Here is a 24,191-nt window from a genome sequence, read left to right as displayed (position 1 = left end):
AGATTAAAAAGGGTGAATTGGAAAATCAGTGGACAGCAGGTTGCTGGCTGTGGATCAGGCTTTGAATATCTGCCTCGCCGAACGCGGGTAATGCACCGGATTTACTGGCCACAAATGCCCCGGCGGCACACGCAAATTCCAGCGACCCGGCAATTGAATGCGCGGTAGCATATTGATACAGGAACGCCCCCAGAAATGCATCGCCGCTCCCGATCGTATCGGCAACTTTGACGGTAAATCCAGGGTGGCGGTCGTATTCACCGCTGCGGGTGAGCACCATAGCGCCTTCCGCACCGCACGTTAGGATAATCATATCGAGCCGGAATTGGTCGAGGAGCAGGGCCATCGCCTGTTTTTCATTTTCAAATGCAGCAATCCAGCCGGTCACTTCCCGAAGCTCGTGCTCATTCATTTTCACAATACGGGCGAAACCGAGCAGTTCCAACACCTGCTCACGGGTATAGTGCGGCGGGCGCAGGTTTACATCAAATACCGGCACGCGGGGATGGGCTAGGTAACGCATAAGCGTGTCGCGCGTGGTGCGGTCGCGGGCGGCGAGCGTGCCGTATACGAAGAAATCGCTTGCGGCCACTGTTTCGGCGGCGGCGGGGTCGAACTGGATGTAATCCCAGGCCACCGGGTGCAGGATTTTGTAGGTTACCTCGTTGCTGTCCGACACATTGGCTTTGGCAATGCCGGTAAGGTGCGTTTCTCCGGTTTGCACCCATTCGGTCGAAAGTCCCTGCTGCGCCATAAAGGCGAGCAGTTCGGCCCCCAGCTCGTCGTGTCCCACGCGGCTGATAAAGGAAACGTCCATGCCGTAGCGTTGCAAATGTGCCGCGACGTTCATCGTAGCCCCGCCTGCGAGGCGGACATCGGGCAATACATCCCAAAGCACTTCTCCAAAAACAGTCAGTTTTGGTGTCATATTCAATTGGTTAAAGTGGTGATTTAGTGGAGTATCAGTGTTTTTTCAATCTGTTCGAGCGAAGTGCCTTTGGTTTCGGGCATGAGCTTCCATACGAAGATCAGTTGGAGTACCATCATCCCGCAGAAGATCATGAAAGTGTTACCGCCGCCAAGCGTCTCGGCGATGTAAGGGAATGTGAACGCGATCACGGCCGCCAGCAGCCAGTGCATGAAGCTGCCTATAGACTGCCCGGCCGCGCGTACCTGGTTCGGGAAGATTTCTGAAATGAAAACCCAGATCACCGCACCCTGCGACAATGCGAAGAAGGCAATGTAAATGAACAGGTAAACCGGCACAGCATAGCCGCCGAGGTTGCCGCTGTAGAATGCTTGCGCCACGAGCCCGAGCGTTGCAATGAGGCCGAACGAGCCGATGAACATCAACGTGCGCCGGCCGAATCGGTCGATCAGGTTAATCGCAATGAAAGTGAAGCAGAAATTAACTAATCCCACACCGGCCGACGAAAGCAGCGCGGAACTTTTTCCCAAACCGGCCATTTCGAAAATGCGCGGCGCATAATAAATGATCGCATTGATGCCGGAAACCTGGTTGAAAAAGGCAAACAGCAACGCCAGCAAAACAGGAAGTTTGTATTGGGAAGAAAAAATAGAAACGCTGACCCCCGATTCGCGACCGTGCTGCGCCGAATGCTGAATATCTGAAACAATGCTGCTCACATCCATGCCGCTATTGGCAATGCTGAGGATGCGGCGGGCTTCTTCGACCTTGCCGCGTTTGACGATCAGCCAGCGCGGACTTTCGGGTACAAACAAGATGGCGACCAGGAAAACCAGCGAAGGAACCGCCTGAATACCCAGCATCCACCGCCAATCGTTATCGCCAAAGCCTACGAGCAGGTAGTTGGACAGGTAGGCGATCAGGATACCGAGCACGACGTTGAACTGGAACATCGCCACGAGCCGGCCGCGGGAGTTGGCAGGAGAAATTTCGGATATATATAATGGAGCGGTAACCGACGAAATGCCGACGCCGATGCCCCCGAGGAAGCGGAAGATCAAAAAGGAAATCCAATCGGAGGCCAGGGCCGAGCCTATGGACGAAAGCAGGTAAAGGACGGCGATGGCGAAGAGGGTGTACTTCCGTCCGTAACGCTCGGAGGGAAAAGCCCCCGTGAGCGACCCGACGACCGTGCCTATCAATGCGATGGAAACTGTGAAACCGTGCTGTACCGTGGTAAGGCCCCACAATTGCTGGATCGACTTCTCGGCGCCCGATATGACCGCCGTGTCAAACCCGAATAAAAAACCGCCCAGCGCGACTGTGAATGCCCAGAAGACTACCTTTTTGCTTGTCATGATTTTGGAATTAATTTCTGACGAAGCTACCGGGCATCTATCCAAACTATTTTTGAATTAGTACCAAATGTTTTTAAATTTCAGATCGGGTTGTTTTAGTTTTAAGTAATTGTTTATCAATAGATTATGTATTTTTTTAAAGAGCTTGTTTTCAAATTTGTTTCAAGGTTTTAGAAAATGTTTCATGCTCCGGATGGAGTTCATCGCCGAGTTCGCTTGCTGCACGATCATCAAGCCCATTTCAAACTCAACCAAAAGGTAATATGATGTCGATGGTGCCGAAAGGATTTTTCATCGGATCAGGTAACTATTCACACTTCTCTTAATTTCTTCCAGCGTCTTTCCCGGTTTGGGATAACTGTCAGGAATCGGTTTTTGCGAGAAGGTTTGCAAATACAATACCCATGCATCGCGCCACCATAATGCTTCGCCGAATTGTTTAGTGAGCCGACCGTTAACATCGGCGTGGATCACCGGATCGACGGAGGTTTGTACGAGTTTCCATTGCTGCTGCATCCACACAACCGAGTCTGCACCTGAGTAGAGCTTATGGCAAAGCTCATCCCAAAGGCTCCGGCCGGAGCTGAGCTTTTGGGACCAGGGAATGTGGTGGAACCACAGAAGGTAGGATAGCGGGCATGTTTCGGGGTTGGCCCAGAGCCGGCTCACCTCCGGTCGATACTGCTGTAATGCATTGCTGCCATTCGCGGTCCGGTCGAATCCCAGCCCGACCGTATCGGCCCGGTGATAGTAAATGGCCGTCCAGTCGGGACGGGAGCTTCGGTTTTGCCATGGTTCAGGGGCGTAGTGGCTGCCAGTCCACGGGCGCGACAAGCCAAGGGGGGTGTTATAATCGACGTAAATCGCGCGCGAACGCAGCATAATATCGGAGATCGTGGCGACGGCCTTCGGTTCGGTGGTCAGCGAGAGCTGCGCCCACTCGTGTGCAATGGCCTCGGCGGTAAGTGTGTGGTCCCAGGCGAGGCGGCCGAAGGCATACCAGTTGGCCTGCGCCATTGGATGCCCTGTCCAGTTGCGGTCAGAGCCCGTGTTGGCTACTCCGGCAATGCAGGTCAATGGATAGCCGTGAAGCGAACCATCGATCACACGGGCGACCGTCGAGCCCTTGCCATTTACATAAGTGTCTGAATCGAGGCATTCTTTGAACAGAGGAGCTTCGTATACCCAATGCGTCGCAAAACCGAGGTATTCCTGTGTGAGCTGGAATTCCATGCCAAGCGGTGTCCGGGGCATATTTCCGAATAACGGCGAAAACGGTTCACGAGGCTGAAAATCAATAGGGCCGTTCTTCACCTGGACGATGACATTTTTGGCAAATTTTCCATCCAGCGGAACAAATTCTTCATGGGCTGCTTTGAAACGGTCTGCGGTCGGGTCGGCCTTGTATACAAACGCCCGCCAGATCACCACACCATTGAATGGCGCGAGTGCCTCTGCCAGCATATTGGCACCATCGGCATGTGTACGGCCATAATCCTGGGGACCGGGTTCGCCTTCGGAATTGGCTTTCACGAGAAATCCTCCGAAATCGGGAATGATCTGGTAAATTTCCTTCACTTTATCGGCCCACCATTGTCTGACTTCCGGATCGAGCGGGTCGGAGGTTTTCAAGCCGCCGAGCGTTTTAGGGGCGGCGAAATGAATAGACAGATAAGTTTTAATGCCATACTTCCTGAAAACACCCGCAAGCGCCGCGACTTTGGGCAGGTATTCAATTGTGAGAAAACGGGCGCTGGCGTTCACATTGTTAACAACCGTTCCGTTGATCCCGACCGACGCATTGGCCCGGGCGTAGTCCTCATAACGGGGATCGAGGGTTTCGGGCAGGTCGTACCATTTCCATAGCGAAGATCCGGCATAACCGCGTTCGATCGTTCCTTCGGGGTTATCCCAATGGTTGAGCATCCGCAACTGGATTTTCGGACTGCTTTCGCCAACGGCTTTTTCCAAAGGCAAATGCTGCTGTAAATGCCGCAATAGCGCAAAGCTGCCGTACAGAATGCCGGCTTCTTGGGAAGCTTTAATGGTGACATTTCCAGACTCCAGGCCAATCGAATAGCCATCAGTGGTACGTGACACCGCATTGAGGGCAGGTGAAACGGTCAGCATGATCCCTCTTGCGTTTTTTGCAGGTGTGTTTACAATGGGTACCTGCGTACCGGTCATCGCGGCAATGCCGTTTTGAAGTTCCTTTGCCGCATTGTGGAGTATATCACTGCTACCTGTCGTGGCAATGAAAGTGAAAGATTTGCTATACGCCTCGCGCATCTTCGGATCGCTGATCCGTTCGTATCTCAGCCAGAGCCGATAGCCGTCGTCGGCGCATGCATCATGGCCAGTCAGCAAAAGGAAGATGATGGCAAAAAAAGCTTTGAGCGGGTAGCGGGAAGGCATATTCGGTGAAATCATATTTTTTGAAACTTGTCTTTATACTTTCTGCCTAATCATACTTGCAATCGCCCCAGTACCGGCATGCCCAGGCGATCCAGGTGCTCCAATTGGGCCCGGTGCTGTGACCCCCGGCGTGCTGCCGGAATGCGATTTCACCATCGACAAGCGGGGTTCCTAACTTTGGAAACTGCATGGTACCGAGGTCTTTTTTTCCAAACAATTTATAAACAGCATCCGCATGCGCCGCAGCCTCGAACATTCCCCGGGCGTCGATCCAATGCCCCTCCACCTGGGGCGAACCTGCGCTGATAAACACCGGCCTTGGCGCGCACAATGCGATGAGTTCGTGCGCGTCCACCGGAAGATCATCCGGCGTATTCTTGCTGGCGTATTGGATGAACTTGCCCGAAAACCAGTGGTATTCGCCGGAAGAAGCAAGGTTTTCTACCTGTTCGCCGAAGATCCTTCTCAGGATTTTCGCCCCGCCTGCTCCCGATGAGCCGATGAAACCCAATGAAATCCGCGGTTCAAAAGCCATAGCTACAATAGCGGCTTTCCCGTAGCGTGAAAGTCCTTCGATGGCTATTCGTTTGGCATCCACATTTTTGTCTTTTTCGAAATAGTCGATGGCGCGGCTGGCTCCCCATGCCCAGGCACGTAATGCGCCCCAGTCGGTGGGTTTACGGCGTCGGCCTTTATTGACCAATCCGATAATCCCAGCCGTTAATCCGGCGCCATTATCGGCCTGGATGCTGGCGGGTTCGATGATCGCATACCCCCAGCCGCGTGAAATGAGCTGCTCCTGCCAGGTCGGTTCGGCAGCGGAGCCGAGTCCGATGGGTTTGATAGGCCCCGGATTGAATGGGGAGCGGATAAATCCGAATTCCAGCACCACGGGTACCGCTGGTGCGCTGGCCGGGGTTGTCAGCAACAGGCTGATTTCTACTTTCATGGAGGGGAAAGCCGCATTGTCGACGATTCCTTTGAGTATTTTTTGCCTGATGGCCTGGTTGCCTACAAGCGTGTCTTTGTCGGAAACGATTTGCCAGTTCACCGCCGGAATCTGCGCGGGCAGCTTGCCATAAATTTCAGTTTCGAAATCCGCGGCGATCTCTGGTCTGCGCTTTTCAGTCCATTCGCGGGCGTTCTTCACTTTCTGACCATTCTTAAATGTGAGCGGGTCGGGGAGGTTGTATTGGTTGACTTTCGCTTCGGAACTGTTGGCTGCATTGGGATCTTTCGGATTCCCCGACGGCCCCTTCCGCAGCTGACCGGCGGTAATGCCAAGTTGCTGCAACATATCGGCATGATCGGCCGCCGTGAGTTTGTTCAGGCTATCGCGCTGCGCCGGTGTAAGCCCGAACTGCGCCGAAGCGGAAAAGGCAACGCAGCCCGTCATGAGCAGGCATGTAAGAAATTTCATCATTCCGATTGTTTGGTTTGTTGGATATGCCCGTCCTGGCCGTCGGTGCGAAATGGTGAGGCTGGAAGTCCTGCTGAATTGTAGAAATTGACGTCCGCGGGATTATCCTGCCAGGCATAGCGGACATGCCTGGGCGATTTCACCTGATCACTCTGCAATGCGATGCGGTTTTTTCCAAGCACTTCGATGGTGGCCCAGAAAAACTTCCCATCATCGCCCGCGAGCGCAAACCAGCGCAATGGCTCGCCGTCAGATGAAACAATCCCTTCGCCGACGTCGGCAAAGGTGAGGATGATTTTGCCGTCTTCGATGCTGCGCGATTGGAGCGTCGGGCCGGAGTGAATGATGTCCTTCTCGCCATAAGTCATGTTTCGGGCCGCCAGCGCGAGCCGCTTGCCAATGTCCTTTTTGTTGAGCGGGTGAATGTCGTTCCACTCGCCCAGGTCGATCGTGACGGCTACGGCGGTGTTAGGCAATGTGAGCGCCTTATTTTGCGCTTCCCGGAGCAGTGCAATGTTGCTTTCGGCCGGGGTATAGTCGATATCCTGAAAATTGGGGAGCTGCGCCACCAGGAACGGCAAACGTTCGCCCCAATGCGCCCGCCAGTCTTCGATCAATGCTGGCAGCAACGCATTGTAGGGTTTGGGGTTACCCGTATTGGATTCGCCCTGATACCAAAGAAATCCTTTGACTTTGAGCGGTAAAACCGGGGCGATCATGGCATTGTACAAGGCCGTAGGCTGGTTCTGATGCACAAGTACCGGATTATTCCTTTTTTCCTCCGGCGGGAACACCGCCCCCACTTTGTACTGCCACGTGCCTTTCAAATCGATGGTATCGCCGCCGACGGTCATGAAATAGGGCTTATCAGGAACGAAACCGCCCTTCCCTGTGGAGTTGGTAACCCTGATCACGAACTTGTTCGGTCCCGGTTTAAGCAGATCAGCCGGAATTTCGTAGCGGCGTGGCGGGTATTGGTAAGTAATATTTCCGATTTTCCGGCCATTGAGATACATTTCATCTGCATCTACAATGCGCCCCATATACAGCCTGACAGACTTCCCAATCCAACCGGGCGGCACGTCAATCGTTTTCCTGAACCACACCACGCCGTCCAGCGCTTTCAGGCCCTGATCTTCCCAGTAGCCCGGGATATTGAAATTTCTCCATCCCTTTGGCTGGTAATCATTGCTTTCCCAATGCCCGGCCCGTCCTGCGTCCGCCGCTGCCATGCGATCCGGCACGCTGTTGTCCGGTCGTCCGGCGAATGCATTGACATAGCTGGTATCCTTATTTCGCGCGATGGTTTTTTGAATTTCCTCAAAAGGCTTGAAACCCTCCTCGCCAATCCACGCCTCGATAGGCGTGCCTCCCACGGAACTGTTGATAATGCCGATCGGGACTTTGTGTTTTTCAAAAATCTCACGGGCAAAAAAGTAGGCGACCGCTCCAAAACCCAGCACGTCTTTTGGGTTCGCTACTTTCCATTCGCCTTTTGGAAAATCTTCGGCGGGGCCATTCAAATTAGTAAGGGTTGGCACAAAAAAATTGCGGATGGAGGGATAATGAGCCGAAGCGATATCGTCCGGAAACCGCTCCTTGACACGCTCCATATTAATGACCATATTGCTCTGTCCGCTACACAACCACACGTCCCCGAAGGCGATATTCGCGATACGGATTTCGTTCCTTCCTTTCAAAACCATGGAGTGACCTGTTCCCGCAGCATGTGCAGGCAGTCCGATTTCCCACTTCCCGGCTGCATTGGTCGTGGTTTGATAGGTTTTTTGGTCAAAATGAAGGGTGATTTTCTCTTTTGGCGACGCCCAGCCCCAGACTTTGATAGGCTGGTCACGCTGCAAAACCATATTATCAGAGATCAGTTTCGGTAGGCGGACCTGCGCACGCAGGAGCCCGGAGGCACACAATGCAAGAATAATGGCGAATTTGAAAATCTTCATTGAATGTTCTGGTTGGAAGGCCGGGGAGTGATCCGGTGAATGCTGATGCCCTTGGAATGGATGGCCGTCAGCATAAGTTGCTGTTTTTTTGCATTTCGCAGCACCGCACTCGAACGAGCATCTCCGCGCAGGAGCAAGCCGCTTTCCTTCGGGCGCTGGGGCAGAAAGCCGCCTCTGCCATTTCCGAGCAATAGCAGGCCGGTAGAAGCGTCCTGCCTTCCCATATTCACTTCATTCGGGAAAAAGTTGCCTGTCAGGACCACATCCGGGTTCTGATCTTCATTTAAATCGGTAACCACGATCCCGAAAACCGGCGCCAGCTGCGCCTCGACCGGCAATGCCGAGACTTTGAACCGCCCATTTCCCAGATTCTCGATATATGCGCTTTGCAACCAGGTAGCCTTGGCCTTGTAGGCATCTTTCTTCTCTTCCGGGCTCAACAATTCATCGAATGTAACCTTGGCGTAGTCGATATAATGCGGGAATTTTCTGCGGAACTGAATTACCTGCTGGTTGAGGGCATCCCGGGGGACACTCGGGTAGCTCGTGCCATTGATGAAGTAGCCCATCAGTGGATCAAAAGTACCATCGCTGTTAAAATCTTTGGCAAACATCGTCACCGGCTCCTGCGCCGACGCGCGGTAAAATGTGTTCGTCCCTTCGTTGCCCGCAATGAAGTCGATATCGCCGTCGCGGTCGAAATCGGCTGCCGCTATGCTGTTCCACCAGCCGGAATAAGGGCTCAGCGAGGTTTTACCTGATTCGGTTTCCTGAAACTTCTTTCCAAGGTTCCTGAACACGCGGATGGGCATCCATTCTCCTGCAACGACGAGGTCGTCCAGGCCGTCCCGGTCGGTATCGGCCCAGGTGGCGGCGCAAATCATACCTGCTGTCAGCAGTTCGGGACAAAGGGCTTTGGTAACGTCGGAAAAAGCGATCTTTCCTTCACGGGTATCGTTCCGGAGCAGGTAGCTGCGGGCAGGAAGGGGGTATTTGCCCGGGATCATGCGGCCGCCGATGAAAAGGTCCGTGTCACCGTCCTTGTCGAAATCATTGGCGACAACGCAGGAGCCGCTCAGCGAAATGTCGGGCAATGTACCGGCGGCCGATTTTGTGAAATTGCCGCGACCATCGTTCACGAACAACTCGACCTCGTAGAATGCCCGGTCGGTTTCCGGTTTTTCGTTGCCGCCGTTGACCACGATCAGATCCTGGTCGCTATCGCCGTCGGCATCGAAAAAACTTGCCGAGATGTTCTCATGAAGCGAATCAGGAGAAATCTCCTTTTTCTTAAATGCACCCGACGGTTGCTGGAAATAAACATACGGCTTGCCTTTCCCGTAGCCGGCGCCTGCAAAGAAATCATCCAGCCCGTCCTGATTGGCATCGGCGACCGCAATGGCAAAACCGCTTTTAGAAAGCATTTTGTGCAATGCAGCGGTCTGCTTAAAATCAATGAAGTCGGATTTCTCGTGGGTGTAGTCAATCTTCAAATCACCGGTAACATCGGTAAAGATGGGTTCCGCCGGTATTTTTTCCCGCTGAGGGACCTCGCGGGCATCCTTTTGTTGGAGCGTTAATCGTTGGTTGGCGGCTACCTTGTACAATTTCTGTGACCTGCCACCGGGCCAAGTTACCTGCAGACTATCGATGGTTCCGGATTTTCCTAACCCGAAATGCAGGCCCGTGCCCACCGAAGAAATAAAGCCGCGCGCCGGGTACATTTCGGCAAACTGGGTTTGTGTGTCCTGCCAGATCGTGACCGTGCTTCCAATGCCGTCCAGATTTCCCTTATCGCCCTTTAAAGCCACCGAGAGATAGCCGGTCCCGTTCTTTTCACGGGTCTGGTTTTGGTAAATAAATGGCTCAGCATCAATATTGTTGACTACCAGGTCCAGATCGCCGTCACCGTCCAGGTCGGCATAGGCCGCTCCATTCGAATAGGACAGTTCATCGAGGCCCCAGGCTTTCGAAGTATTTTCAAAGGAAAGATTGCCCCCGTTCCGGTAAGCATAGTTCGGTATCTTGACCTCGGGGACCTTCGCGATCAGCTCCAATGCATTTTGCTGCTTGAAATTGTTGGTGCCAAAATTGGAGAAATCTTCCTTGAACTGGATAAAATCGCGGTCGGTCACGTCGCGCCGGTAGCCGTTCGTAATGAAAATGTCTTTCAGGCCGTCGTTATCGTAGTCGGCGATAAGCGGCGCCCAGCTCCAATCCGTTTTTGATATCCCCGCCACCAGTCCGATTTCGGAGAACATCGGTAAGCCCTGTGTAGCACGGTTTGTGTTTTCGAATGTACCTAAATTCAGTTGCAGCATATTGCGCATGTACTGCAATTGATAGCCGTACTGTGCCGAAATGCTCATTTCCTTGCGATCGTAGTCCTGCCCGGCCAACATTTTCTTTTGGCGCAGATTGTCTTCAGGCAGCATATCGAGCTGGAAAATGTCCGGGTAAGTATCGTTGTTGATGTCGGCAATGTCCACGCCCATTCCAAAAAGGCTTGTGTGAGCGGTTGCTTCTTTGATCACGTTGTTGAAAAACGGCTTCGATCGCGTGCCCGCATTCAGGTAGAGCATATCGCTGCTGATGAAGTCGTTGGAGCAATAAATGTCCGGGTAGCCGTCCTTGTTCAGGTCGCTGATAGCCAGTCCCAGCCCCAGCCCTTCGAACCTGACGCCTGCCTCTTTTGAAATGTTGGTATACTTAGGCAGACCATTTTGACCTAAACCCTCATTGACGTATAACCTCCCGGTGCTCGGATAGGAACCGTCGTCGTAAGTTTTGCGGATGAAGTTCGGGTTTTGCAGGTCGGGTGCGGTGTTCATCAGGTAAGCGTCCAGATCCCCGTCCAGGTCGGCGTCGAAGAATGCGGTTTGCGTAGTGAATGAGTTGTCGTTGAGCCCGTAATCTTTGGCAAGTTCCTTGAAAACCGGCACGCCATCCGCTCCATTTCCCTGATTAATGAAAAGCAAGTTTTCGGAATCGGGCATTTTAACGTGTCTGGCTACACTGATGTAGATATCGAGCAGACCATCCTGGTTGATATCTACCATGGAAATGCCGGTGCACCAGCGTCGGGTGGTCACGCCCGCCTTTTCGGTAATATCCTCGAATACCCATTTCCGGGATAGCGTATCGATCCTGCTGAGGTACAGTTTGCTGCTTACCTGGTTTCCGCCGAAGAAAATGTCCGGTTTGCCGTCGCCATTAACATCCCCGATGCCTACGCCGCCGCCGTTGTAGAAATTGGTGAAAGTAAATGGGTTTATAGAATCGTTGGGTGTGAGCCGGTTGACAAAGTCAACACGGGTTTCCCCGGCATTATGGGCGACAAACAAGGTGTCATTGCTTTTTTTACAGGACTGAAAGCCAGGGATAAGCAAGGTTACAACGAAGAAAATGACACCGGAGAATACCCGGTGCCATTTTTTACAGTCATGATTACGATCCGGATTAATATCCCGGGTTTTGATCTTTGCCTTCAATTTTCGCATTGTTATCTATTTCCTGTTGAGGAATGGGCAGGAGCTCATGTTTGTTGGCCTGGAAATAAGCAATCGGCTCGGTTTTTAGCTTGTTGAGTTTCCGCCATCTGAGAATATCCCGGTTGCGGATCTGCTCGCCGCTCATCTCCACGCGTTTTTCGTGCATGATCGCCGCAAAAACCTGGTCCTTGGTCGATACCGGGAATTTGGCGGTAGGGTAGGCTGGCATCGAAACGCTCTTCCTCGCCCGGGTCATGTTCAGGTATTTGACCGCTTGCGCGATATTGCCCAGCTCGTTTTCCACTTCCGCCAGAGAAAGGATCGTTTCCGCAAAACGCATGATACGCTGGTTGATGCCGCCGGTCAGGAACGATTCGTTCATTTTATACATCAGGGAATATTTCTGCCAGCTCACTTTTTTGGTCACGCCATCCACCACAGAGGCGTTCCCGTTCTGCTGTCCGTCCGTAAGCGTAGAAGCGCCGTTGTTATACTTCTCCCCGGTAAAATAAAATGAATCTTCGTAGCGGGGATCGGTCTTCGCGTCGCCTTTGCTCGTTTTTTCAAACTCACTGAGCAGCCCGTTGGAAGGGATCACGTTGCGCCAGCCGATGGCCGAATATTCCTGCGTCCGAACGGTCTCGGTACCCGCTGTGGCACCATTTCCGTCGCCGTCCCAGTTGTAAACCCCACCGGAAGGATAGAAATTGACTTCGAAAATGGATTCCTTATTGAACTCGGTTTCTTCCAGGAAGTTGTCGTTGTAGTTGTCTACCAGTGCATACACATTGGAATCGTAAACCTTCATCAGCTCGGTTTTAGCGCTCTGGTAGTTGCCTTGCTGCATATAAACCCGCGCCAGCAGCATTTGTGCGGCGCCTTTTGTCGCTCTGCCCTGGTTGGCGGCATTGTAGGTAGCCGGTAACGCATTCTGGATTTCCGTCAATTCGCCGGTAATGAAGGCGTATACTTCTGCTTCGGTTGACCGGGGAAGGCTACCGTCCACGTCCTTCACGTAATTTTTGTACAGCGGCACACCGCTCCACATGCTCACAAGCTCGTAATAGGCATAAGCACGCAGGAAACGGGCTTCGGCAAGCAGACGGGCCTTGTCGCCTTCGGCAAGGTCTGTCACCTTTTCCGAATTATCCACCAGGGAGTTTGCGCGGTGAATGAGCCGGTAGTAAGCCAGCCATACGGTGCCCATTACCGAGTTACCGGTATCATGCGTGCCCAGCAGCAGCTGGTTGCGGGGCGTTTCCAGCTGGCCCCCACCGGCAGCCACGTCGTCGCTCCGCAAGTCATGTAAAAAGAACCACTCGCGGGCTACCAGGTTGTTGGCTTTCAGCATGGAATATACACTCGTGACGCCGCTGGTAAGCTCTGCGCCATTTTTATAATAGCCGTCCACGGTCACGCCGTTCGGGTTCGTTTTTTCCAGCACATCGTCGTTGCAGGAAAGCACCAGTCCGAAAAACAGCGTGGCGGCAATGATGATATTTCTTTTCATTTTAATTCTGTTAAATGCCGGTTAGAAACCAAAACTTAATCCCACCTGGAATGTCCTCGGCTGAGGGTACATCCCGTAATCGATACCGTTGATCAGCTGCGTGCCTGTTGCTGTCGAGGAACCGTTCACGCCGATTTCCGGGTCAAGGCCCGAATATTTGGTCAGCGTCAGCAGGTTCGTAGCCGATACATACACCCTCGCTTTGGTGATCGTGTTACGCGTCAGCGCGGCAAGCCCCTTCGAAGGGATCGTGTAGCCGACGCTGAAATTCTTGATACGCATATAAGATCCGTTTTCGATGAAGCGGTCGCTGGTCCGGCTGTTGTTGTTGGGATCGCCGCTGACCGCTCTCGGAACATCCGTGTCGGTATGGGTGGGTGTCCAGGCATCCAGTACATCCGTGCCCGCATTAAACAACCGCAGCATTCCCTGCTCAATCACCTTGGTGCCGTTGTAGATTTTGTTGCCTTGCACTCCCTGGAGATAGATCGAGGCATCTAATCCTTTGTAACTCGCACTGAAATTGCCGCCGTAGCTGAACTTGGGAATGAAACTGCCCAGGTACTGCCGGTCGTTGGCGTCGATCAGGCCGTCGCCGTTCAAGTCTTTGAACCGGATATCGCCCGGAGCGGCCGCAGGCTGGTATTTGGTCTGGTCGTTGCCGTCAATTCCATTGTATTGTGCAATCTCGGCAGCGCTTTGGAAAATACCGTCCACTTTCCACCCGTAAAATGATTGAATGGGATGTCCGGCTTCCGTTTTGGTGAGGTCGAAACCACCGAAATCGTCATTTTTGCCGTTAAAAAGGGCCGCGCTTTCAGTGGCCAGGCTCACTACCTTGTTTCTGGTAATGTCCATATTCACAGAAGCATTCCAGGTGAAATCGCCGTCGGACTTGTTGTAGCCCAGTTGAAATTCGTAACCCCAGTTTTTCATCTTGCCGATGTTAGACAGTGGCGACGATGAATAACCCAGCGAGTTCGGGATCGGCACTTCGAGCAAAAGGCCGTCGGTATTGCGGTTGTAACGCTCGGCTGTGAATGTGACGCTGTTGTTGAACAATGCCAGATCGATACCCAGGTTGGTCATTTCGGTGCTTTCCCATTTCAGTTGGGTGTTGCCCAGGGAGCTGAAGTATGAGCCGAGCAACTTGCTTCCGCCAAAAACATAGTTGGAGTTATCTGCTTGTACCAGCGATTGCCATGCGTAGCTTCCAATGCCGTTAAAACCGGTCTGTCCGTAACTGGCCCTGATTTTCAGCTCTGAAATCGCCGGGACACTTTTCAGAAATTCCTCTTCACTGATGCGCCATCCCAAGGATGCCGAAGGGAAAGTACCCCACTTGTTGCCCGGCGCGAAACGGGACGAACCGTCGCGGCGCACGGAGGCGCTGAGCAGGTATTTTCCGCCATATTCATAGTTCAAACGGCCTACGTAAGAAATAAGCGCGCTTTCATCGAGTGAGCTGGTGGCGTTGGGATTGGAAACGCCTTGCATCTGGTCGATGTCGTTGTTGGGGCGGTAGCCCGAGCCGTTCAGCGTGTTGGTACGGAATGTCTGCCTGTCGACGATCGCCGTGACATTCAGAAAGTGTTTTCCAAGGGTTTTGTCGAATGTCAATTGATTGGTAACCACCGGCGAGTAATAGTTTGTGCGGCCGTCTCGTATCTCGAATTGCGTCCGCGACTTGTAGCCGTCATTGTAGATCGGAAACTGTTCGTTGGACAATGCGCTAACGATGTCGGCACCCAAGCTGAACCGGTATCTCAGAAAGCTCGTCAGGTTGACTTCGGCGAACAACGACGCCAAAACTTTAATGCGCTGATTCCTTGTTACATCCATTGTGGCTATGCGGAGCGGGTTATCGGGATCGCTACCGTCGGCTGCCGTTGGAGAGCTGTAACCGCCAAGCTTGGTCGGGTCGGTAACAGGCCAGTAAGGCAGGTTACGGATCGCCTGCATGACCAGCGTACGCCCGCCACCGAAGCCTTGTTCCCCACGCGTTTTGTCGTAGGAGAAAGTCAGTGTTTGACCGATCTTCAGGAATTTAGCTACCTGATGATCGGAGTTGATCCGGAAATTGGCGCGTTTGTAGTTCGTACCCACCAGAATCCCTTCCTGATCGAAATAACCCACAGAAGTAAAGAAACGCGAGACATTATTTCCGCCGCTCACCGAAAACTGGTGCTGCTGAACCGGAGCCTTCCGGAACAACACATCCTGCCAGTCGGTGTGGGTTTGCGCGAAGGTCTGCGAAGCACCCTCGTAAACTGGTTTGTTCAGGTCGGAAAGTCTTCCCGGCATGGCAATGCCTGCATTACCCAGCAAAGCGGTCGCATATTGAACATATTGGTCGGTATTGAGTAGGTCCAGCTTTTTCCAGGCCGATTGTGTTCCGAAATAGGAATCCACATTCACATGGAGCTTGCCGTCTTTCGACCCTTTCTTGGTACTGATTATGACCACACCATTCGATGCCCGTGACCCGTAAATAGCAGCCGAGCTCGCATCTTTGAGTACTTCCAGCGATTCGATATCTTTCGGATCAAGGTTGTTGAGGTCGCCGGAGGGGATGCCGTCGATCACGTACAGCGGGCCGGAAGCATAGTTAATTGAACCTATCCCCCGTATACGTACGATCGGCGTTTGCCCCGGGCTACCGTTGTTTACAACCCGTACACCCGGGATCCGGCCTTGAAGCGCCTGTTCGGTGCTTACTACCGGAAGGGCGGTCAGTTCCTTGGGCGAAACGGATGAAACCGCGCCCGTCAATGAAGATTTCTTTTGAGAGCCGTATCCGATCACGACCATTTCTTCCAGTACCTGATTTTCGGCGACGAGCTTCACCTCAATGCGCGTCTGCGAACCGACGGTAACCTCCTGTTTTCCATAGCCGATAAAGCTGAACACAAGCACACTGTTTTCGGAAGGCACATTCAGGGAGAAGTCGCCTTTGGTATCGGTACTGGTACCGACGCTTGAACCCTTCAGCGTGACGTTGACCCCGGGCAATGCTTCACCGTCTTCGGTCGTCACCCTGCCGGCCACCTGCTTGTCGGCGTGCGCTGCGGCAAATGCCTGGTCAGCCAATGCGATTGTCAGCAGAACCAGCAGCAGACCCCACCTGGCTTTCGTTAAGAGATACCCTTGTAAAAGGTTTTTCATAGGTTGTTGAATAAATGTTAAACAAACACTTCATGGAAAGGATAAAAAATCTCAGCGCACGCTTACTGCACCGAACCGAAGGCAATCTCCATCTGAGAAATCCGCATTATTCGAATGGGCACTCATGCGGAAAAACTATTGATGGACTTTAATAATTAAAAATTGTACTGGTCAAAGGTCAAGTAATTTAAATAAAATGTCAATACCACACTTAAATAAAATGTAACTTTCGGGCAAAAAATTAAATTATTCTGTTTTTTGATGCGCGGTTAGAGACTTAGCCCGCTGGCTCCGGCTTCATTTCCCCAAATGGCTTTCGTTTCATCGCTTTATATTCTGACGGCAGCATGTTGAACTTGGCCTTGAACGATTTAGTGAAATAGTTGGGCGTCGCAAAACCAGCCGTATACGAGATCTGCGAAACATTCATGTCACTTTTTTCGAGCAACAGGGCTGCTTTTTCCAGCTTGATCGACCGGATGAACTCGATGGGCGTTTGTCCGCTCATTTCCAGTACCCTGGTGTAGAGTGTGCCCCGGCTCATGCCGACGTGCCTTGCCAGGCTCTCGACACTGAGCTGAGTCGAATTCAGGTTGTCGTCGATGTAGGAAAGAATATCCCTAAGCAGCTTCGCATCACCCGACTCAATGCCCGCTTCCCGTCCCTCTATCTGGATTTGCCTTGAATACACACCTTTCAGCAACCGGTTCAGTAATAGGAGGTTATTGATCTTGACATTCAGTATTTCGAAATTGAATGGTTTGGTCAGGTAATCGTTTGCGCCAGAGCTGAGTCCTTTAAGCTGCTGTTCTTCACCACTCGACGCCGTAAGCAGGATGAGCGGAATATGGCTGGTCCTTTTATCCGATTTGATTTTCTCGCTCAGACTAAGGCCGTCCATTTCGGGCATCGCGATATCGCTCACGATCAGTTCGGGATGGCAGCTCAATGCTTTTTGCCAGCCTTCCCTGCCATTGCCAGCTTCCAGCACGCGGTAATTGGTTTCCAGATTCTCTTTGAGATAATGCCTGAATTCCGCATTATCCTCGACGATCAGCACTTTAGGCATTTCGTCGGAATCTGCCTGTGATATTTTGCCTGTCGCATCGTCGCCGTTTTCGGGCTGGATGGCATCCGCAAACGGAACCGGTGACGCTATCTCGACAGGGTTATAGATCAATGTTTCACAAGGTAAGCCGACGGTAAAAACGCTGCCCCTGCCTGCATTGCTGCCGACGGTGATGAAGCCGCCATGCATTTGCACAAATTCCCTGACAATCGACAAGCCGATCCCGCTTCCCTGATTAAGTACAGTTCTGTTCGCCTCATCCTGGAAGAACCGGCCGAAGATTTTCTCGTAATGCTCAGGCGAAATCCCGATCCCCGTGTCGGATATTTTGATAAAGAGCCAGTTTTGACCCGAATCATCGCTTCCGCAGCTCACTTGCAGCATCACTTGGCCGCCTTCGGGGGTAAATTTGAATGCGTTGGAAAGCAAGTTAAAGAGAATGCGCTCCATTTTATCGGCGTCGAAGTCGATCAACAAATGTTCGATCGCGCTGTCGAATGTGAAACGAATGCGTTTCCGCTGTGAAAGGTCGCTGAAAGAGTCGCAGGCTTCGCGGATGAAAGGGACGATGTCGTTTTTCCGCAAGTCCGCTTTCAGTTCCTGTTCCTGCAAATTTTTGAAATCCAGCAACTGGTCCACGAGATTAAGCAGCCTTTTCGCATTGCGCCGGATGGCCATGATCTGTGGCTGGTGCGGTGGATCCTGCCCGAGCAGGTTTTCTACCGGCGCGAGGATCAGCGAGATGGGCGTGCGGAATTCGTGGCTGAGGTTGGTAAGGAACTTGATTTTCAGCCTGTCGAGCTCCTGCGCCCGTTCGGTTTCCCGGCGTGCTTCTTCTTCCCGGAATTTCCGGTGCAGCCTGCGGATGCCGCGCCTCCGCATCAGGAACACCGCCACAATAGGTGCCAGCACATAGAAAATGTAGGCATAAACTGTCAGATAAAACGGCGGTTTCACAACTACGGCGATCGATGCCGGTGCGGAGCTCCAATCACTGTTGTCGCTGCTGGCCTGTACCTCGAAACGGTAATCGCCAGGGCTGAGGTTGGTATAACTGGCCGTCGTGCCCTGCCCTGCCTGCTGCCATTCGTTTTCCAGGCCCACGAGCCGGTAACGGTAGGCGGTCTGTTTGGGGTTGGTATAGTTCAGCGCCGCGTAGCCGATCGAAAAATTCTGCTTGTAATCCAGCCGGATCGACCGGGCCACGGAAATGTCGGCGTCGATCATACCCGAATCGGCCGAGGTAATGGTCCTGTTCCCTACTTTGAGGTCTTTCAGGATCACGGGCGTCTGGCCTTGGCTCCTTTTCAGGCCGTGGGTATCAATGTAATTAAAGCCTGCAATACCACCGAAGAAGAGCACGTTGTCGGTTGTGCGTAATCCTGATCCTAATGCGAAAGTGTTGTTTTGCAGGCCATTATGGGAGGCGTAGTTTGTGAATTTCTTTTTATGTACATCAAAAAAACTGATTCCCTCATTGGTGCTTACCCAGATTCGCCCCTGCGCATCCTCCAGCACTTTGTTGATCATCCCGCTGGAAAGTCCATCATTGATGCCGTACGGGATGAATTTGCGTGTTTTTGGATCAAATAATGCAAGGCCTTCCCCGCCGGTCCCGGCCCAGATGTTGCCCCGGCTGTCTTCCAGAAGCGTCATTACGTTGTTGCTCGGCAGGCCGGCAAGTTCGCGGTCGAGGAGGGTAGAACTGCGTGTTTCCGGGTCGAAAACGGCAATACCTGTGCCGTGTGAAGCGATCCACATTTTTCCGTGCCGGTCTTGCAGTATGTCCCGGATATAGGCATTCAGCGGGATGACGCGGTCCGGCAGGGCGACATTCGGGTCAAAAAGCCGCTCGAATTGCCGGGTTCGAGGGTCGAAGACGTTCACACCCCCGCCGTTCGTGCCGATCCATAGCTTTCCTTGCCTGTCTTTGGTGATGGAAAAAATATTGTTATTGCCCAGCGAAGTCGCTGTCTGGCCTTGTGTAAATTGCTCATAGCTGCCTGTGGAAGGCTTCAAGCGGAAAAGTCCGTCCTGAAAAGTGCCGATCCAGAGTTCGTCCGGCGCGGTGAGCGCCAGCGACAGTACGGCGAGCCCGGACGAGGCGGCCTTATTATTCGGATTAATGGCATACCTGCGGAACAGGTTGGTCTTGCGGTCGTACAGGTTCACGCCTCCATCATCGGTGCCGACGAAAATGCGGCCGTCGGAATGCTCGGCGAAAGAGGTAACAAAGGGCGCACTTAGGCCGTAGCGATCGTAGGGGTCGCAGCGTTTCAGCCCGAAGAGTGTCAGACTACGGTCGTATTTGTTGATGCCGCCTTTATAAGTGCCCAGCCAGGTTATGCCCGCCGGGTCAATAAAGATGCTGCGTATAGACTTGTTCGTTATGCTGAACGTCGTACGCGGGTCGGGTGCGTGGCGGATGACGTTGCCCGTGCGCCTGTCCATGATGTTCAGCCCGCCATCGGTACAAATCCACAGCTCGTCCCGGCTTTGTGCGCCGATGGCAAAGATCATATTGCTGCTGATCGAATGGTCGTTTCCGGGTTGATAGGCGAAACTTTGCATACGCTTACCCTCGTGTGAAATGGTGAACAGGCCGTTCTGCGTGCCGATCCACATTTGTCCCGAACTGTCTTCGCTGATGGCCGTCACAAAATTCACACCGTCCTTCACCATTTCCGGAGCATGATAATCAACGGGTACAAAGCGGTTTTCCTTATTTAAATATCTAAAAAGGCCCTCGCTTGTGCCCACCCACATTTGCTGCCTGTGGTCGATGAAAATCCGGTGTACATGCCTGGTAGCCACCTGTGCGGGCGTTTTTTTGTCAGGAGCAAATGTATGGATGGCTAATGTGTTGGGGTCAATGGTCAGAAGCCCCTGTGTGGTTCCCGCCCATATCTTACCCTGTCCGTCCTCGCAGATCGAATTGATACTCTGATAGGTTTTGATTCTGGTAAATGAATCTTTCCTGCGGTCATACAGATGCAATGAGCCGATGATCGTTCCGACCCAAATCCGTCCGGCGCGGTCTTCATAGATAGCAGAGATATCGTTCGATTTCAGGGAGGTCGAGTCCTTTTTACTGTGTCGGTAAACAGTGAAACCGGTTCCATCATATTTGTTGAGACCATCTTCAGTGGCGAACCAGAGCAACCCGTAGCGGTCTTTCAGGATCGCAGTGACGGTGTTAGCCGACAGCCCGTCCATCGACGTAATGGCAGTAAACCGGGGCGATTCGCTTTGGGCCACGACCGTCCCGCCTGAGCGCATTACCAACAGGCAGATCAGTAAAAGGATAAGCGGTCGGGGCTGTTTCACTTGTAGCCGTGAGTTAGGTTGGTGTAAAGACGAAGGAGATACGAGCTAATCCAACGCAAGAAATGCATTTAGTACAACTTTGTCTCCGAATTTGTCATTTTTTGGCTGATTTTGAACAATTGTCTCCATAATTTGAACAAATGTGCTCACGGGCGGGCTCTTGGGAGTGCTACTTTTGCCCATCGTCAGGTTGCTATAAATTATTGGAATCATCATGTTCTAAAAATATATTGTCAAAATGACAAATAAAAATTTTCAACAAAAACTCTGCGAGCCTATGCGCTGCTTTTTACACAAAAAGAAAAACCGTTTCGGCGCATTACGGACCATCGGATGGCCGTTAATGCTAGCCGCTACCCTGGGCAATGCCGGCGTCGCCCACGCATCTGAGAACGCCTTGAACAGGTACCGTGCCGGACATCTCCATGCCGGACATCTCCATGCCGGACAAGCCGTCGCTGACACCGAGGTAACAGGTAAGGTCACCGGCGAGAATGGCGACGGGCTGCCTGGTGCAAGTGTTCTCATCAAAGGCACCGCGCGTGGCACGAGTGCCGACGCGAACGGTAATTTCAAGATTGTAATTCCCGATAACGAGAATACGGTGCTCGTGTTTTCGCTGGTGGGTTATACTCCCAAAGAAGTGGTTGTGGGAAACGAGAAAATGATCAGCGTGTCTCTCGCACCTGATCATAAGGTCCTGGAAGAAGTAGTAGTGGTTGGTTACGGAACGCAGCGTAAGCGTGATGTAACCGGGTCGGTGGTTTCGGTGAGCGAGGCGACATTGAAAGAGGTGCCCGCGCCGAACCTGATCAACCAGCTCAAAGGCCGTGCGGCAGGGGTGTCCATTGTCAGCAACGGAAGCACGCCCGGGTCGCAGGGGCAGATCAGGATCAGGGGTAACCGCACGCTTACCACAAGCTCCGGATCGAGCGACGGGCTGGACGGGCCACTGGTGGTGGTCGACGGGATCCCCTTTGGCGGCCTCAACGACATTAACCCCGACGATGTCGTGAGCCTGGAAGTATTGAAAGACGCCTCTGCAACGGCCATTTACGGTTCCCGGGGAGCGGGCGGTGTGATCCTGGTTACCACTAAAAGAGGAAAGGTAGGCAAGCCCGTGTTCAGTTACGACGGCTACCACGGCCAAACCCGCATCATGGACAAATTCAATGTCATGAACGGACCGGAATATGCCCAGTTCAAGGCCGATGCGGCCAAATATAACCGCACCAGTCCAGGTACGTCGGGCTATTTGCTCACGCCGAAGGAACAGGAAGCACTCGACAACGGCGTATCCACCGACTGGCAGGATCTGATCTACAAACCCGGCTTCATGTCCAATCACCAGTTGGGCATGCAGGGCGGCGTCGAAAACACCCAATATTCGCTCGGGTTAGGGTATTTCAATGAAACCGGCATCATCCCCAGCCAGAATTTCCAGCGGTTCAATATCCGCGCGACGATCGATCAGCGGATTGGGAAAAATATCAAACTCGGGCTGAATACGCTGAATACCCTTACCTACCAGAACACGCCGGGAGGTGGCGGTGTACCGGGCGGATTGGTACGTCTCACGCCACTCGCATCGCCCTACAATGCGGATGGCAGCGTAAATACGTTCCCTTCGGAAGGCTCCATCGATGCGGCAGGTGTAAGCCCGCTGACGATTTTGACCAAAAAGGATTCGTATCTCGGACGCACGCGCTCGGTGCGGACATTTAACAGCCTGTACGCGGAGGTGACCATTTTGCCGGGCCTGAAATACCGGTTCAATGCGGGCTTGAATTTCAGCCAGTCGAATTACAATGGTTACAATGGGCCGCTGACTTATTTCAATTCCGCCACGGTGCAATCATCGTCCAACGCCGAGATCAGCAACACCGAATATTGGGACGTGAACCTGCAACATCTGCTGTACTACGACAAAACATTTGCCGACAAGCATAAACTGGGATTTACTGCACTTTATGAATACACTAAAAACCACTCATTGGGCAGCCGGTTCACGGTAACGGGCGTCCCTGCCGATTACATCAAAACTTCAAATTTTTCTCTGGCATCGGGCCAGCCGGTCGCCAACTCAGATTTTGGTAACTCGTTTTCCGAAACCGGCCTGCTTTCCTACATGGGAAGGATCAATTACAGCTACGCCGACCGCTATTTGTTAACGCTCACCCTCCGTCGGGACGGCTCTTCCACATTGTCTCCGGGCAACCAGTATTTCAACTATCCGGCCGTCGGTGTTGGCTGGAATGTGGTTGAGGAAGGTTTTATGAAAACGATCGGCTTCGTTTCGAACCTTAAACTCCGAGGTGGCTGGGGCGTGTCCGGTAACCGCAATGTAGGCGCGTATTCGACGTTGGGTGCATTGTCGGCGGGATATTACAATTTCGGGACAGGTACCGCAGGGCAGCAACTGGCTTACACGGTTACCAGCCTTCCCGCAGGTGATCTGAGCTGGCAGTCGACCTCGCAGGTGGACATCGGTATCGACTTCGGCTTTCTGAGCAACCGCATTACCGGTTCGGTCGATTGGTACCACCAGAAAACAAAGGACATCCTGCTGTCGGTCCCGCTGCCTCCAAGCAATGGAGCCGGTTCTACCCTGAAAAACCTGGGTAAAACCGAAGGTAAGGGCCTCGAAGTGGCAGTCACATTCGAGATCGCGAGAAAACCGAAAGGATTTAACTGGAGCGTGGACGCGACCTATTTCTTCAACCGCGAGAAAATCACGCAGCTGACCACACCGCAGGAAAAAGCCAATCTGGGCGCGGGATGGTTTGTAGGGCAGCCGCTTTCTGTGATTTATGATTACAAGAAATTGGGTATATGGCAGCTCAGCGATGCCGAGAACGGCACATTGGCTAAACAGACTTCGCCCGTCCAATATGCTGGGCAGATCCGGGTGGAAGACCTGAATGGCGACAGTAAAATCGACGCAAGCGACCGGCAGATCCTGGGTAATTTCCAGCCCAAATGGGAGGGAGGCCTTACCAATCGTTTCAGTTTCAGGAATTTTGATGCATCCATCGTGACCTATGCACGGATGGGTATGAAGGTGCTCGTGCCATATCTTACAGGCAACAGCACTGGTTCGGGTGGGTTTGCATTCTTTAACCAAAGCCGTGTTAATCAGGTGAAGGTGGATTACTGGACGGACACCAACCCTACCAATGCATTCCCGGCACCCGACGCGAGCAGCGCGGTGGCCAACTTCGGGTCGACACTCGGTTATTACGACGGCTCGTTCATCAAATGCCGCAGTATCAACCTTGGTTACACATTCGAGAGCGATTTGATCAAAAAAATCGGTGCCACTTCGGCCCGCATCTACGTCAACCTGACCAACCCATTCATTATTTACGCGCCATTGGTAAGAGACAATCTGGCGATCGACCCGGAGGGAAACAGCTATGCCAGCGGACAGTCCACGCTTAATCCGCAGGGTGCCAGCGAGCGCGGTGCGCCGGAGCGGCAGATCTCGGTAAACCTCAATAACCCGCCGGTAAGACAATTCACTGTGGGCGTAAACCTTAAATTTTAA

Annotated in this window: 10 protein-coding genes; 1 reads left to right on the top strand and 9 read right to left on the bottom strand. The window is 52.8% G+C overall.

Annotated features, from left to right (window positions below; all coding sequences use genetic code 11):
• Positions 1-25: 25 nt before the first annotated feature.
• The 9 genes from LZD49_RS27025 to LZD49_RS26985 form a co-directional block, all read right to left on the bottom strand.
• Positions 26-928, bottom strand: a complete 903-nt coding sequence (locus LZD49_RS27025) for a carbohydrate kinase family protein (protein ID WP_234670889.1) — start codon at positions 926-928, stop codon at positions 26-28.
• A 23-nt stretch (positions 929-951) separates the two neighbouring features.
• Positions 952-2,286, bottom strand: coding sequence for a sugar porter family MFS transporter (locus LZD49_RS27020; protein WP_234670888.1), 1,335 nt, complete (start codon positions 2,284-2,286; stop codon positions 952-954).
• Between the two features lie 291 nt (positions 2,287-2,577).
• Complete coding sequence (locus LZD49_RS27015) at positions 2,578-4,716, bottom strand: alpha-glucuronidase family glycosyl hydrolase (protein WP_234670887.1); 2,139 nt, start codon at positions 4,714-4,716, stop codon at positions 2,578-2,580.
• A gap of 31 nt (positions 4,717-4,747) precedes the next feature.
• Positions 4,748-6,124, bottom strand: a complete 1,377-nt coding sequence (locus LZD49_RS27010; protein ID WP_234670886.1) for an acetylxylan esterase — start codon at positions 6,122-6,124, stop codon at positions 4,748-4,750.
• On the bottom strand, positions 6,121-8,082 hold the full coding sequence (locus LZD49_RS27005; RefSeq protein ID WP_234670885.1) for a sialate O-acetylesterase: 1,962 nt from the start codon (positions 8,080-8,082) through the stop codon (positions 6,121-6,123). The genes LZD49_RS27010 and LZD49_RS27005 overlap by 4 nt, the downstream gene beginning before the upstream one ends.
• Positions 8,079-11,582 carry a VCBS repeat-containing protein gene (locus LZD49_RS27000; RefSeq protein ID WP_234670884.1) on the bottom strand — a complete coding sequence of 1,168 codons (3,504 nt, stop codon included), beginning with the start codon at positions 11,580-11,582 and terminating at the stop codon, positions 8,079-8,081. The genes LZD49_RS27005 and LZD49_RS27000 overlap by 4 nt, the downstream gene beginning before the upstream one ends.
• Positions 11,542-13,083 (bottom strand): RagB/SusD family nutrient uptake outer membrane protein, encoded by a 1,542-nt coding sequence (locus tag LZD49_RS26995; protein ID WP_234670883.1) that lies wholly within the window; start codon positions 13,081-13,083, stop codon positions 11,542-11,544. Before LZD49_RS26995 ends, LZD49_RS27000 begins: the two co-directional genes overlap by 41 nt.
• A gap of 21 nt (positions 13,084-13,104) precedes the next feature.
• Entirely contained in the window at positions 13,105-16,248 is a 3,144-nt protein-coding gene (locus tag LZD49_RS26990) for a TonB-dependent receptor (RefSeq protein WP_234670882.1), read from the bottom strand.
• Positions 16,249-16,525: 277 nt separating this feature from the next.
• A complete protein-coding gene (locus tag LZD49_RS26985) occupies positions 16,526-20,644 on the bottom strand; it encodes a hybrid sensor histidine kinase/response regulator transcription factor (protein ID WP_234670881.1) in 4,119 nt (1,372 codons plus the stop codon).
• A gap of 277 nt (positions 20,645-20,921) precedes the next feature.
• Between LZD49_RS26985 and LZD49_RS26980 the strand changes: the two genes are divergently transcribed.
• Positions 20,922-24,191: a TonB-dependent receptor gene (locus tag LZD49_RS26980; RefSeq protein WP_234670880.1), complete on the top strand. Its 3,270-nt coding sequence runs from the start codon at positions 20,922-20,924 to the stop codon at positions 24,189-24,191.

It is taken from the genome of Dyadobacter sp. CY261, from assembly GCF_021440085.1.
GTDB lineage: Bacteria > Bacteroidota > Bacteroidia > Cytophagales > Spirosomataceae > Dyadobacter.
The sequence above is the reverse complement of the archived record's forward strand: the minus strand, read 5'-3'. Positions and strand labels throughout refer to the sequence as shown.